We start from the raw sequence: 14648 nt of genomic DNA on the forward strand, positions 1-14648 counted from the left end.
TGTTCAACTTTCCAATGACTGCTGTCCGATAGCTTCGGAGGCGAAAGTAATCCGCAGATTTAAAGCTACCATCATCGTCTCGACATCAAATTCCGATTTACGGATCGAGTGCAATCAGTCAACTTCAACATGCAAAGCTTCAGTGCTAAGCGGTTGCTATTATGCTTGTCAACTTCAGATTAAGAATACCCTGAAAAAATAGCTTATGTCCTTTGTTGTTTAATTTAAATACAGGCCTATTCCCAGCGGGTAAGCCTGACTGACAGCCGCTATGGCGGCTGTCAGGACGGCCAAAAGGAGAAACAATGACAAGCCTAATGAAGTTCTTGCGACGACTTCAATTGCATTTGGCAGTTTCATTTGTGTTAGAGGTGCTAAAGTGGCTGCTAACATGCCCGAAAGGGTCGCCAATCCTGTTGCCAGGATGCCCGTTATCATCGACGCGCACCAAGGGCAGGTGTGTTCAGCATGGGGTTTGTAATAATTGCACCCGGCATCCAGTCCTAGCCAGGGCCAATTGCAGCCGCATTGAAACAGAAAGCCGCACAGCGGCGTGATGGTAATGAGTGAAATGAGACAAGTCAGCGTGGCGGCAATTAATTTGCTCTTGATGGGTTGTTGAATGATTATTTGTTTCACGATGTCCGCTTTGTCATTGCAAGCCTTGACCCATATCCACCTTGCTGTAGCCTAACAAGGTGCCTGTGGCGTAAGCCAGATCGATGAGCGCAACCTGATAATCGGAAATGGCTTTGACTTCTTTGGTTTGTGCATCGCCCAGTTTGGTTAAGGTCTCGAGCACTTCGGTCATGGTTCTGATGCCTTCGTTAAACTGTTTCAGTTCAGCATCGTAGTTTGAGCCTGCCAATACCACATTTTGCCGGTTGGCGATGATCCGTTGCCAGTTTTGGTCGACTTGATCAAGCGCGTCATAAATTTCCCTGCGTACCGTTAATTCCTTCAGATCGCGTGTGGTCAAGCGTTGCAAGCGCTGCTGGACCGCGCGGTTCAATCGTGATTTACGTAATTCGTTGGTTAATGGTATTTCGACTTTTAAGCCAATAGACCAGTCATCATATTGCCCCCCAAATGCATCGGAATAGGCGTTGCCAAAATCATCGTTGCGGCCTTGTGAGCCGTAGCTGTAATCGAGCATGAACATCGGCAGGGTCTGGTTTTCCAGATAATCAATCTTGGTTGAATCGGCGGCCAGTTTGAGTTCCATCTCCAGTAATTCCAGACGGCCTTCCAGGGCTTTTTTTGCCAATTCATTCCTGTCGAAATCAAAACTTAACAGGGTTGGCGGGGTCGCCGGAACCAAAAGGGTGGCCGTATCCAGGTCGTAGCGGCTGTCATTTAAAAACTGCAACAGTTTTCGCTGACTCAGTTTGAGTTTGGTTTTTGCAACAATTAAGGTCTCCATGCGTTCGGCAACGCCTATTTCGGCTCTGTTTGTTTCAATTGCAGCGGTTAGTCCCTCGGCAACCCGGCGCCTGACCATCGCCAAATTCTGGCTGGCAATTTCATATTGCTGACGGCGAATGTCCAACTCGCCCCAGGCGGCGTAAAGTGCCCAGTAGGCCTTGTCGATAGCGGCCAGCACCCGAATGCTTTGCAACCGGGTTTTAAGATCGGTAATGTCCTGTTCATAACGGGCAATGCGTATGCCGGCCACATTGGTTGCAATTCCGGCATCGCGCAACAAAGGCTGGCTCATTGAAAAGCGTAACGCGCCCAGGTATTGATCCGATGGCACATAGCGGCTGGTTTCTTTATTGTTAAGCGGACTGGACAGCGTGATTTTTCCGCCGGTTCGCAGCGGAATGATTATCCCAGCTTCAATGTCCAGTTGTTCGGTATCCTGCGGCAACATATTCAGCTTGGCTCTTTCATTCTTCAGTGGCGAGTTTTTATCCACCGGTTTGAAACTGACCACGTCGCCGTCAAGTAACGGCGTACTCTTGTTGGCATATTTGGCATTGGCAAAAATCAGATCATCAAACTTGGCTTCCTCTTCGCTGACATAAGTCGCGGCAATAGACGGTTCGATCAGCGCGATTTTCAAGTCCAGGTTGTTTTCCAGCGCCATACTGCGGGCTTCGGCGATCGACAGTTGCTTGTTTTCATCGCCGGATCCGGTTTTCGTTTTTTCTAAAATAACGGGCGGCGCCTCCAGTTTCAATGGTTGCTGCCGGGTTTTGGCTTCTGTGATGGCTGTTTCCATCGTTTTAGGCGGCGTTTTAGACAGCTCAGGAAGCGGCAGGCTTTCATCGTTTTGCATGCGTCGAACGACTTTTTGGGAAAGATCCGCTTTGGGCCCGGTATCGAAATACGCAGTACAGCCTGATAAGAACACCAGGGCGCAAGCAGTCACATAGCCTGAAAGCGAGTTATCTATAGCCATAGACGATGTTGTATTGCTAATTTTAAAACGCATGATCAGTAATCAGGCTATTTGGACGGTTTTCTGCCAAGGTCTTTATAAGGATGCTCCGGTGTCAGCATGGGTGGAAAGCCGTTCAGTTGTCGCCATATTTCATAACCGATACTGACTTGCTCCAGCAAAATCCAGGCTTTTACCGCGCCGCCCTGACGCAGAAAACGCTCGGAAGGCCAAAGGTGATCATGCTCATCAGGAACAATCAGTACGCGAAATTTGCCCTGACCGTTATCACTGGCATCAACAAAAGCAACCGTGCCGCCAAAGGTGCCCACAGCCACTTCCGGCCAGCCGACAAACTGGACAGCCGGCCAGCCTTCAAACATCAGCCGGGCATGATGACCCGGCAAAATCAGCGGCGCATCATTTCCTGAAACCCATACTTCAACGGCACGATCGGTGGAATGGGGTACCAAGATCATCAGCGGGTCGCCTTGTTTGACATAGTGTCCCTGCGGATTCATTAACAAGCGCAGGACGCTGCCATCTTGCGTGGCGGTGATTTTCTGTGCGTTTTGACGTGAAATATTGACGTCGTTGCTGACCAGACTGTTGCGAATATCGGCCAATTCGCTGCTTACTTTGCTAATTGATGCGGTAGTCGAATCGATTTTGGCCTGCGCATCGGCGCGGATTTGATTGATATCGGCTTGTGCGGCACTTTGTTCGGCTTGGGCCGACTGTAATGCGGCTTGTGCGCTATTCAGAGAACGCCTGGCTATAATTGAATCGCGCTCGGCCACTTCAAAATCTCTCTGTGAAACAAGGCCGTCATTGAGCAAACGTGTTAGCCGGTTTTGCTGCTGAGCTGCTGTTTCCTGAGTAGCTTGTGCGGAAGCCAGTGATTCGTTTGCCGAAAGCGCTTTTTGTCTGGCCATGTCCAGTTTGTATTGGGCAGTGATGACTTTCATGTCACGGACGGTTTCCAGTTGTTCGATCTGCACCTTGTAGGCATCAAATTCACGCTGCTTGGCGACTAATTTGGCCTCGTTGGCTTCTCGTTGCCGTCTCAGGCGTTCCGGTAATTGCGGGTCGATGTCGCTGACTTCGACCAGTAAATCGCCTTTTTTGACTTTTGCACCTTCTTTAACATGCCAGCGCATGATGCGCCCTGAAACCGGTGATTCAATCGTTTGCTGCCGTTCAACCGGCATAAACGCAGAAACAATACCTGTACCGTTGATGTTTTGCTGCCAAGGCAGAAACAAGGTGAAAACCGGTACCAGGATGAACAGCCAGGCAAAGATAAAAACAATGCGTCCGACCAGTCGTGGTGTCTGGCAGGCGCTAATCACCGAAAGTTGCGATGTATTATCAGACATGTTCATCATCCGTTAGCGGGCTGAAGATTGATGACGCGCTGGCAAAGCTGCATGACGGACTCGGAACTGGTCAATATCAGCAAAGTCCAGGGCGCATTTTCGCTGAATAGAATTTGTTTGGCCTCGCTGCTACCGAAGTTATGCCAATCATCCAGAAGGCCATCGATGATTAACAGTCCGGGATTGCTTATGACGGCTCTGGCAATCATAAGATGCTTGATCTGAGAAGAGGAAAGAGGCGAACCGCTTGGACTCAGCTGGGTATAGAGTCCTGCCGGGAATTGGGTGATTTCGGACATGAGTTGCAAGCGGTTTAAAAGGTTGCGCACCTGTGTAACGGTAATTTCGGGACGACTCAAACGAATATTTTCCAGAATCGACTCTTCAATGATTTCGTTATGACCAATCACCGCAATCTGCTTTCGAACGCTTTCGAGTTTAATTTCCCGAGAATCCAATTGGTTAATTTCAATACGGCCTTTTTGGGGCTGGCGTAAACCGGTCAATAAGTCCGCTAACGTGGATTTGCCCGCGCCTAAGTTTCCTGTAAGCGCTACGGTCTCTCCGGCGCTGATTGAAAAGCTTAAGTGTTGTATGGGTATATGGCCGTTTGGATAGGCATAAGTCAAATCATGCACTGCTATCGAGGTCGGTCCTGCCCATGTCATTATTTCCCCTGATTCACGCTCAACCGGCAAGTCGAGCAAATGACCTAACTTATCAACACCGGCCATTAAGTCGTAATAGCTTTCCAACTGCTTTTTTAATTTCGAAAACGACAACAGTACGCCCGAAACGATCAGTTCTGCTGCAACCAGTTGACCTAAACTGAGCTGTCCCTCCATAACCAGCAGGCCGCCAACAGCCAGCAAAGCCGTTCCCGCAACTGCATATAGCGCATAAAGACTGATATGCTGATTGAGTAAAATCCCGTAATGCGCTTTGCGTGAATTCAGGTATTCATAAGCCAGTTTATCGGTCCGTTCTTTTGCTAATTCCGGGCCGCCGGAAAATTTAAACATATGACCATTTCTGGCAAGGGTTTCCAGCCAAGCGACAACCTCGTATTTAGCGATTGATTCGTTGATAGAGGTAGAGACACCTTTCCGGCCCTGAATAAAAATGACAAAGGCTAACCAACTCACCACCAGCGCATCAAAGAGCATAAGAGTCGGGTGATAAGCGGCCAGCACAAATAAACCGATAGTGCTTTGCAGCGCCATCGAAAAACCGTCCAGCATTAAAAACGCACCGGCTTTTTGCACGGTCAATACATCAAAAAAACGGTTGACGAGTTCAGCGCCGTTTTTTTCGTCGTAGACGGACCATTTGACCCGGGGCAGGCGATAAGCCAGATCTGCGGCCATTCTGACGAATACGCGGCGCTGGATCAGCTCTACTATATAAGACTGTAAAATTGAAACGGCGCCGTAAAAGGTCAGAAAGATAAACAGCATGAACGATAAAACGGTTAAAGGCTGCATCATGCCGCCTAGGGCAACCGTATTAACCAGAGATTGAACTGCGGCAGGCGTTGCCAAGCTCAGTAATCCGGAGGCGCCGGCTAATAGGACCACTCTCCATAAATCCTTTTGTTCGACTTTTACCATCGCAATAAGACGCCGCAGAGGCGGCATGTGGTGTTCGCCATGATGAGATGATGCTTCGATGGGTGATTTTAGCTCAACAGCAAACCATTCCAGCAGGCGCTCAGGTGTAGTTTGCAGCAAGGTTTGCAGTTCATTGAGATTGACCAGGCGCCGGTTGACCTCGGCTTCGTTGACTATCGTAATTTTTATCCGACCGCGGCTAAATCCGGAGACTACCAGCCACTCACCGTTTTCCAAGGGTTTGATCAGCGGGGTCAGATTGCCGGAACCGTCAACGGCTTGTTCGCAGTTTAGCAAACACTCTTTGATGTCCAGTCCCAGAGTGGCTGCTGTTTCGGTCAGGCCTTCCAATAAATTGACGGCAGTCAGCTCATAATCATGACGTAGTCCTTTTTCATGAGCGGAGCTGCCCATTTCGGAGAGAAGCACATCGAACAGCGTCCAAAAGACGGGGGATCTGGTTTGAGACATAGTGAGTTGAGTATGACGGTCGTCTTAGGCTATCGGAGAGAAGGTATTATTATGGGTTATATTGGGCTTATGTCTCGTAAATCAAATACAGCATCGCGGTTAAGGATCCATACTAAACAAGCTAGTTCAAACCCTATCCACATATCTAGAGCAAGATAACTCAAATGGCTTTCACATTCCTTACGAACGGATCTTGCCTTGAGTTTTGATTTTACCGTATGACACCTCTGCAAAGACATTCATTTTATCATCGAGATTTTGGTGGCAAAGGGTATGTCGAGATACTCAGCAATTCTCCGTTTGATCTTTTCGGCGTCATTTTGGGCTGGAAAAAGCCTTTTGAGGAACGTCATAACCCCTTCCATGGGATCTTGGCTGCAGCATCTGACCGCCAAGGACGGTGGAAATGCAGATTTTGTCCGGAATAAAAATCTGCCCTGCTGCCGACATCCTCAAAAAGCTTCCCCCCAGCCCTTTTTTCTCTTCAAATTGACAATTGCTGCGAGATATTTAATCTCCTTGATTGGATAGCGGCCTTGCCCGTTTATATAAGGTCAATTAACATAACCGGATTCGCATCTTTAGATTTTCCTCCAAATGAACATAGCACGCCCCTCTGATAACTCAGGTCTATCCCAAACTGCCCTGGAGCAAAAAGCATCGGCTCACTTTTTGGCGCACCGTTTTAAAGAAGCAAGTGACATTTACAAAGAGTTGCTGAAGCATTCTGAAAATGCTTCCTGGCGGCAGCAACTAGCGCAATGCTATTTACAAAGAGCGCTGAATTTTGCGGTAAAAGGGCAGGTCAAGGAAGCTGTCATTTTATGGGAAAATTACGCGGAGTTAGCCGAGCCCCCTCTGGCAAATTTTGATGACTACATTGTCTGGTTGTTGTCGACTAAAAATATCAAGAAAGCTTTGGCGGCGATTGCTCTGCTAACCAAGGAACAACTGGATGAGAAATATTCCGACCTTGCTGTCTTCCTGGGTTTTCTTATCCTGACTGATCAGCCCGTCATAGCCGAGCAATTGCCGCAAGACTCGGTTTTTATCATGCACTTGGGATTAATCCGGGAAGCTTTGACCGCTTGCCGTGAAAACAATCCTGTACAGCTTGATGCCGTTTTAAAAAAATTGCCGTTCCGCTCGGCGTTCCGTGATTTGCGACCACTACTTAAAGGGCTGATGACCATTCCCGCTTCAATTGAACAGGCCCGGGAATTATTATCCAAGCTGCCTGACAATTCGCCGTATCGTGCCGCTGCCGATGCTTTGCTGGCTTATACGCAAGAGGGTAAAGACTTTACCGATTCAGCGCTTTACCTCGAACCCCTGCAACGTAAAATCATTGCCAAGGCGAAAGGGTTGAGTAATAAGCAACTCGAATTGCTTGATACGTTATGTCAAAATCACAGCCGGCTGACGGATAAATTTAAATTCGATTTGGCAATTCGCTATCGCGCTCTGTTTGGAGATGATTCGGTAAAACGATTTTGTCAGGCCATGCTCTTAAACTATCCGGCGGGCCGTAAGGATTATCTAAAACATTTCGGCTCCGCTAATCCGTTTGAAGAACACCGGATCAAGGCCTTATTGTGCGAACATAATCAAATGAAGGATGATGCTGAGCCTCACTGGAGGCAATGCATTGAGGCGCTAAACAACCAAGGTCAGCAGAATGATCGTAAAATAGCATTGATTCTTAGGCATATGACGGGCGCGGCGCTGCCTGAAGACACAGTCACACTGCTGGTTGAGAGTCTGAATTATGATCCGGATGACAGGGACAGTTTTCTGAAAATCTTGAAACATTATGATGAGCATGCTCCCGATCCTGCCGAATATCAGCGCTGGCTGGATGTCTGTCTCAAGCAGTTCCCGCGGGATACCGATTTTTTAACGTTTGCAATTAAAGCTTCGTCGCAAAAAAAAGCATTCAAAAAAGCCTCGCAGTACGCGAAGGTTTTGTTAAAAATCGATCCAGTCAACACACTGGCCAAGCAATCGCTGGTCAGTAGTCATCTGGCGCATGCCCGCAAGCTGATCAAAACCAAGAAATATCATTTGGTAGACAAGGAGATTCAATCTGTCGGGAAGTTGTTGGCCGATAAAAAAATGCGCGCTCAGACCGAGTTGATGCGTGGTTTTTTTGAGCTTGTTGCGGAAGATAAACAACTGGGATTGCAAAAGATTGCCGATGCCCTGCAAAAGTTGAATGCCGATCCGCTTGCCATGCATTTTCAAGCAACGATTGAAGCCTTGTTGTTGGATTTGCCGGTCGCGACGGTTACGAGGCAATTACCACCTATAAAGGATTATTTGCTGCCGGCGCAAGGCCTGTCCAGTTTGATCCGTTTAATCAAGCAGTATGACGAACAAGGGTGTGATTTTAAAATCCTGATTAAAGCATTGGATAAATTCAAAAAACTGATAAAAATGTCGGTTGAGCAACAAGACTACACCGAGGCCTTGTTATTGGAATGGAGCCAGGTATTGGTTAGCCTTCAGCATTTCGAATTGTTGAGGCACTGCGCCAAATTGGCTTTAGGTCGATGGCATAAACCGGTCTGGAGATACTATAAGATCTATGCGGGAGCCAATGGCAGTCCGGCGCGCGTTGATATGCTCGATTTTTACCGCTTGAAAGACAGTCTTGATGATGCTTTAAGAGAAAACGATCAGCGGACCGCTCAATTAATCCGCCGATTTATTGCCGAAATTGAAAACTTTTTAAATCCATTGAGCTTTATTGAAGATCTGTTTGATCAATATGAGCCATACGAGGACGACGATGAGGACGATGCCATCACGCACTTATTCGGTCATTTGTCGGATTCGGATTTGCAAAAAATCACGAAAAAACTGGCGTCGGTTATGAAGCAAAATACACCGGATCAGGTTTTAGCATTCTGTTTTAGTCAATGCCGGAAAAAAATCAGCCCGTTTTCACAAGATTTTTTGGCGAATGATCAATTGTTCGTGACATGCGCTGCTCTATTTTATGCGGCGTATGAATTACAGATGGATATAGGCATAACGATGGATGACATTGTGGCCTACTTCGACGAAAGTGATATGCCGAAATCCTCGTTTCCATTCTTTTAAGCAAAGCGGTTACAACATGACATCACCTTTTGAGATACTTGATGTTGCCGAGCAGGCAACCGATGCAGAAATCAAACAAGCCTACCTGCAAAAAGTCAGGAGCAATCCACCGGACAGGGACCAGGCCGTTTTTCAGCAGATACAGGAAGCGTATGAAACCGTCAAAGATGAAAACAGTCGTTTGAACTACGCACTCTTCAATTTTCAGCCGGCCGATTTTAACGATTTATTGAACCGTGCCTTCCGTCAGCAAACTCCATTGCAGCCGTTTTCAATAGACGATTTTTTTAAATTGTTGAGTGCGGGTCATTTGGAAAAAATAGCCCCATTGCCTAAAAAATCATGACTACCTATACTTCCCACAGCGAGTTGCTCGATACCTTGCAACACTATCTGGAACAAACCGATTTTGCTCATTTGACGGCTGTCAATCAGCCGGATTTGGCCGGATTATTTAGTGATCTGGCCGGATTGAAAAGTGAGGTCAAAGCTGAATCACGTCAGTTTAAAGCGACGCTGGATACGTTGAGTGAGGCATTGACGACACTGCAAGCCGATAATCAGGCGATGGCGGCACAACTCTCTGCGGTTGCCGAACGGATGCTGCAACAAAAGCGGGATGTGCAACGCACCCTGCTTTTGGATATCATCGACATCTATGACCGCTTGGCTGAAGGTTATCGTATTTTGCAAAACTATAAGCCGGTTGATGCGCTGTTCAAGCATTCCAAGAAACAGGATGTTCGTTTTATAAAAAGCTTTGGGCAAGGCCAGGAAATCACGCTGAAGCGCTTTGAGCAATGGCTGCAAAGGCAACGTGTTTATCCTATAGAATCTGCCGGTAAGCAGTTTGACGCTCACACCATGCGAACTTTGGAAATCGGTCATGACGCCACGCTTGAAAACGGTGTTGTGCTTGAGGAACTGCGCAAAGGATTTCTATTTGAAGACCAGGTCTTGCGGCTGGCTGAAGTCAAAGTCAATAAACTCTAAAAAATTACTCTCCTACTTATGAACGAAATTATTATCGGGATCGACCTGGGAACCACTAACTCCGAAGTGGCCATTGTAGAAAACGGAAAAGTGCATGTCATTGCCGAGTCAGGCAAAAAAATTGTGCCGTCATTTGTCGGCATCGGCGATAACGGTGAAATTTTGACCGGAGAAACAGCGCGCAATCAATACCTGATCTATCCTGAACGCACCGTTAAATCGATCAAGCGTTTGATGGGTCAGGATACCCATGTTGTGATGGCCGGTCACTCTTATTCTCCGCAGGAAATTTCTGCAATTATCCTGAAACGCCTTAAATCAATTGCCGAACAGTATATTGGACAAGCGATTAGCAAAGCGGTGATTACGGTTCCCGCTTATTTTTCTGATGCCCAGCGTCAAGCCACGCGCGAGGCAGGCGAAATAGCCGGACTTGAAGTGGTGCGTATGATCAATGAACCGACAGCGGCAGCGCTGACCTACGGTGCCGATCAAAGCGAGCCCAAACGTATGCTGGTTTACGATCTGGGCGGCGGCACCTTCGATGTCTCGGTGGTCAATGTTCAATCGGGGGTCGTGGAAGTCTTATCCAGCCATGGGGACAATCATCTCGGCGGCGATGATTTCGATCAGCAGATTATCGGCTATATCCAGGATCATATTCGCCAACAGCACGGCATCGAAATCGCACAACACAGCAAGGCTTCTGCGCGGATTAACCGGGCCGCCGAAAATGCCAAAATGCAGTTGTCCGATGAGCCCTATGCCCAGATCAATGAGGAATATTTATTCGAACATGAAGGCTCTACTATCCATCTGACGCTGGAATTGTCGCGGATGGACTACGAGGACATGATCGAAGATTATATCAACGCGACCATCGATGCTGTTCATATTGCACTCAAAGGCGCAAAACTTACCGCTTCGGATATTGATGAAATCATTCTGGTCGGCGGGTCTACGCGCACGCCTTGCGTTCGCGAACGTCTCTTTGATGAATTTGGTTTCGAGCCGCACAGTGAAGTGGATCCTGATTTATGCGTTGCGATGGGGGCCGCCATTCAGGCCGCGATGATCAACGGCCAGCAAGTTGACACCGTGTTGGTCGATGTCACGCCTTATACTTATGGAACCAGTGCGCTGGGTTATTTGGACGGTGAAGTTTACCCTTATCAGTTCATTCCGATTATTCATAAGAACAGCGTGCTGCCTGCCCGCAAATCCGAAGCCTTTATGACCTATCAGGATGGTCAGAAAATGGTTGAGGTTACTGTTTACCAAGGTGAAGATCCGGATGCGCTGAACAACATCAAAATCGGAGAATTTATGGTTGAGGATCTGCAGAATGTTCCTGCAGGTAATATCATCACGCTGACTTTGGCGCTGGATCTCAATGGTATGTTGCAGGTCTCAGCGCAGGAAAAAGCCACCGGACTGGAAAAGTCGATCACGATCAACAATGTGATTTCCCGGTTTGCGGCCGAGGAGTTGAGCAGTGCCAAGCACCGTATCGCTGGCTTATTCGGACAAAATGATGCTGAAGACACCTTGTTAGAAACCGTGTCAGACTCCGACGCTATCGCGGCGGCCCGACAACTGATCAAAAAAGCCGAAACCCTGTTCGATGTGGTTTCAGCTGAAGACAAGGAAGACATGATCGATTTGATCGAAAAAATCGGAGCCTGTATCGAAGCCGGCGATGAGCCGGGCTTGCAGGAACCGGTAGAGCAACTGAGCGATATCATCTATTACCTGGAATCGTAATGCAGCGGTGTCCCTGTTGTAATGCCCGCTTGAGCGGGGATTCCCTCTGTTCCCGCTGTGGCGCCGATCTGGGCCGAGTCATGGGCTGCGAACGGTTAGCAGGGGAGTGGTTGTCTACCGCGTGGCAGATGATGTGTGCGAATAAACCGGATGTTGCCGTACAAGCGCTCAACCGGTCATTAAGTTTAAAACAGACCCGGGCGGCTCAGGTTTTTCGGCAATTTTTAGTCCACCATCAATACCGGGCGCTCTATGAGGGTCTGGCTCAACAGGACTGGCAAAACGCACGCCAAACGCTTGCCGTTTTACGCGCATTGCATGGCGACAATGAAGCCCTTTCAAGATTTCAGGATTTGATTGATTATTTATCGGTCGGGGATGCGGGGGCTTTGCAGGATTGGCAAGGTTGAGCATCGGTATAAAACTCTCCGAAATTCCAGCTCCACATTCTGCATGATATATGACCGGCAGACGGTTTTAAGGTCACATAGTGATCCTGGATCCTATTTCTACGCCTTAACATCTGTTGTTCTTGCGCTCTGATGGAATAACGGTTCGAGGGGAATATCCAAAATGAAACATAAATAGAGCCGTTGAAAACTGTCCGCCTTCTTAATTCTACTTTGTCAGATTACACATACACTCGTCATCCCCGCCGGGAGCGGGGATCCAGTGCCAGGGACGGTAAGCTTAACGCCATCCATGGCGTCTGGATTCGCTTACGCGGTCTAACGGCTCCGGCAATCCCTGCCGGAATGACGATTCTGAATGGTGCGTTCATTGAATATGACAAAGTTGAACTAAAATTGCGGTTTCCTAATGCGTCTGTCCTGATGGTATTGACTTTAATCGGCATGCTTTTGGTTGTTTATTCGAATGGGTGTTCAAATAAGGTGGTACCCTTCAGGAACATTGTGTGTATTTAAGCCGATTCCGGAATTGCACTAATAAATACTGGATATGTTTAGCGCAGTGGGTCTAACAAGCCCTTTCAAGAAACTTTGTAATTGTTCAGCAAGTCAACAAAACGAAGGTGATGAAGCCGGGTTGGTTGGTCCTCGGAAAGCTTAGTCCACGCTGAATTATTACGAAACTTTTACACTATCAGGAGAAACGTCGTGATTACATTATATGGTTTTGCCATCAGCAATTATTACAATAAAATCAAGTTCGCTTTGCTGGAAAAAGAGATTGCTTTTGTGGAGGAATTTGTAGCGCCCAGCCAGGACGAAGCGTTGTTGAAGATGTCGCCGTTGGGCAAGATTCCGTTTATCAAAACAGAGCAGGGTTATTTGTCAGAGTCCCAGGCGATTTTGGAATTTCTGGAAGATTATTTTCCTGAGAAGTCGCTTTATCCAGTGGCTGCTTATGAGAGAGCCAAATGCCGGGAGCTCATACAACATATTGAATTAAATGTGGAGTTGCAGGCGCGAAGGCTTTACGGTGAAGCGCTTTTTGGAGGCACCGCCTCGGATGAAACAAAAGCGGAAGTTAAAGCCAAAGTCGAGGCCGGTTTAAATGGCTTGGTTAAGCTGATGAAGCTGACGCCTTATGCCTTGGGTGATCAATTCAGCGCGGCCGATGTGGTGGCGTGGCCGCATTTGCAACTGGTTTCATTTGCTACCCAGAAGGTCTATGGACAGGACCTGGTTGCCGCGCACGTCCCAGGAATTGAGGCGTATATCCACGCTGTGGAAAGTCGCCCGCACGCGCAAGTGGTCAGCAAAGACAGGGCCGCGGCTTTGGCTCAGTTTTTCGCGCAAACAGCAAAGTAGTTTGAATGGTGTATAAGCGTGAGCTTAAATCCCATTGATTTTTAGGATCAAGTAATGAAACAAAACCGATTTTCAGGTCAGCCCTTCACGTTGGCTTTATGGCTGATCTTTTTTTTAGTTCCTGTCAATGTGCAGGCAGAACTCAATGCTTGGACGTATCAACAGGAAAAAGACCGGTTAACCAACCTTGCCTATAGCTTTGTGAGGTCGCCTATGCCTCAGCGCGGCTTATACGACAACATCAGGCTGGAAATTATGTGCAAGCAAAACAAACTGCAATTTGTAGTGGATGGCAATGCCCTGATCGCGTCGCAAAACCGGCCTTTTGAGATGGATTATCAGATAGACCGGCGTTCACCTGTTGCCCTTAAAATGAATACATTTAATGACTCCAAGCAACGAGGCTATACGGATGAAAATGTAACGAGCATTATTACTGATATGTTATCCGGCCAGGCTATCTTTGTTCGCATAACCACGATGATCAAAAAAGTTCTGACGGGTTCAATCAGTTTAAACGGTGCAGAAGGTCCCATCAAAAAGGTGCTGTCTGATTGCGGTATCTCGGAATTAACACCACAAAAAGCAGCCGATGATTATTCGAAGGCTCAGTTTGAAGAAGACTACGGTAAATTGACCGTTGAAAAGCAGCAGCAAGTACTGCAGAGACTAAAAGTGATTATGCAGGAATTGAAATAGCGTTTTACCAGCTCAACAGTTCAGGATGGGGCTGTCGAGAATGGTCGTGAACCCCTCTCTTTAGCTCTCTGCAACCGCCCTGTTGCAGAGGTCTTTTCATTCAAGTTCCTACATTCAATAAAATTCCTGATTAGCAAGCTGTTTTAGCTAAATCCATAAGCCCGACATGCCCGAAACGGGCATCCAGTGCCATGGATGGTCTGCTTCGAGCTATTCAGGGGGGCCGGATTTCGGCAATCCCTACCGAAATGACGCGGTCGGCTTCGGAAAAAGAGCTAGAGCTGAAACATCTTTATAATCAGGATAAAATTTGAGGGGTGAGCAAATACAAAAAAGATGGTATCTGCTCACCCCTTCCCATTTTATTGGGTGTAGGTGCTTGATTTCAAAGGACGCATGAATACATCCTTGTAGCTCTCTGCAACATCCCTGTTGCAGAAGCCTTTTCAATCAATCACCTACACCTTCT

12 protein-coding genes are annotated in these 14648 nt (G+C 47.6%); 8 read left to right on the forward strand and 4 right to left on the reverse strand.

Going from position 1 to position 14648, the window contains the following annotated elements; translation table 11 throughout:
* Nucleotides 1-219: 219 nt before the first annotated feature.
* From Q7V32_RS19550 to Q7V32_RS19565, 4 genes are read right to left on the reverse strand one after another with little or no spacing between them, the layout of a single operon-like run.
* Nucleotides 220-639, reverse strand: a complete 420-nt coding sequence (locus Q7V32_RS19550) for a hypothetical protein (protein ID WP_304898652.1) — start codon at nucleotides 637-639, stop codon at nucleotides 220-222.
* Between the two features lie 13 nt (nucleotides 640-652).
* Nucleotides 653-2437, reverse strand: a complete 1785-nt coding sequence (locus tag Q7V32_RS19555; protein ID WP_304898653.1) for a TolC family protein — start codon at nucleotides 2435-2437, stop codon at nucleotides 653-655.
* A gap of 14 nt (nucleotides 2438-2451) precedes the next feature.
* Nucleotides 2452-3762 (reverse strand): HlyD family secretion protein, encoded by a 1311-nt coding sequence (locus Q7V32_RS19560; RefSeq protein ID WP_304898654.1) that lies wholly within the window; start codon nucleotides 3760-3762, stop codon nucleotides 2452-2454.
* A 5-nt stretch (nucleotides 3763-3767) separates the two neighbouring features.
* Nucleotides 3768-5843: a peptidase domain-containing ABC transporter gene (locus Q7V32_RS19565; protein WP_304898655.1), complete on the reverse strand. Its 2076-nt coding sequence runs from the start codon at nucleotides 5841-5843 to the stop codon at nucleotides 3768-3770.
* Nucleotides 5844-6440: 597 nt separating this feature from the next.
* On the opposite strand from Q7V32_RS19565, the gene Q7V32_RS19570 reads away from it, so the two are divergent.
* The 8 genes from Q7V32_RS19570 to Q7V32_RS19605 all read left to right on the forward strand — a co-directional run bounded on the left by Q7V32_RS19570 (nucleotide 6441) and on the right by Q7V32_RS19605 (nucleotide 14179).
* Entirely contained in the window at nucleotides 6441-8948 is a 2508-nt protein-coding gene (locus tag Q7V32_RS19570; protein ID WP_304898656.1) for a hypothetical protein, read from the forward strand.
* Between the two features lie 16 nt (nucleotides 8949-8964).
* Nucleotides 8965-9294 carry a DnaJ domain-containing protein gene (locus tag Q7V32_RS19575; RefSeq protein ID WP_304898657.1) on the forward strand — a complete coding sequence of 110 codons (330 nt, stop codon included), beginning with the start codon at nucleotides 8965-8967 and terminating at the stop codon, nucleotides 9292-9294.
* Nucleotides 9291-9941, forward strand: coding sequence for a nucleotide exchange factor GrpE (locus Q7V32_RS19580; protein ID WP_304898658.1), 651 nt, complete (start codon nucleotides 9291-9293; stop codon nucleotides 9939-9941). Before Q7V32_RS19575 ends, Q7V32_RS19580 begins: the two co-directional genes overlap by 4 nt.
* Before the next feature lie 18 nt (nucleotides 9942-9959).
* Complete coding sequence (locus Q7V32_RS19585; RefSeq protein WP_304898659.1) at nucleotides 9960-11705, forward strand: Hsp70 family protein; 1746 nt, start codon at nucleotides 9960-9962, stop codon at nucleotides 11703-11705.
* Complete coding sequence (locus Q7V32_RS19590) at nucleotides 11705-12115, forward strand: hypothetical protein (protein ID WP_304898660.1); 411 nt, start codon at nucleotides 11705-11707, stop codon at nucleotides 12113-12115. The genes Q7V32_RS19585 and Q7V32_RS19590 overlap by 1 nt, the downstream gene beginning before the upstream one ends.
* Nucleotides 12116-12328: 213 nt before the next feature.
* Nucleotides 12329-12631 (forward strand): hypothetical protein, encoded by a 303-nt coding sequence (locus Q7V32_RS19595; RefSeq protein WP_304898661.1) that lies wholly within the window; start codon nucleotides 12329-12331, stop codon nucleotides 12629-12631.
* Between the two features lie 192 nt (nucleotides 12632-12823).
* A complete protein-coding gene (locus Q7V32_RS19600) occupies nucleotides 12824-13480 on the forward strand; it encodes a glutathione S-transferase family protein (protein ID WP_304898662.1) in 657 nt (218 codons plus the stop codon).
* Nucleotides 13481-13534: 54 nt separating this feature from the next.
* Nucleotides 13535-14179, forward strand: coding sequence for a hypothetical protein (locus tag Q7V32_RS19605; RefSeq protein ID WP_304898663.1), 645 nt, complete (start codon nucleotides 13535-13537; stop codon nucleotides 14177-14179).
* Nucleotides 14180-14648 lie beyond the last annotated feature (469 nt).

The organism is Methylicorpusculum sp., assembly GCF_030651835.1.
Classification (GTDB): Bacteria; Pseudomonadota; Gammaproteobacteria; order Methylococcales; family Methylomonadaceae; genus Methylicorpusculum.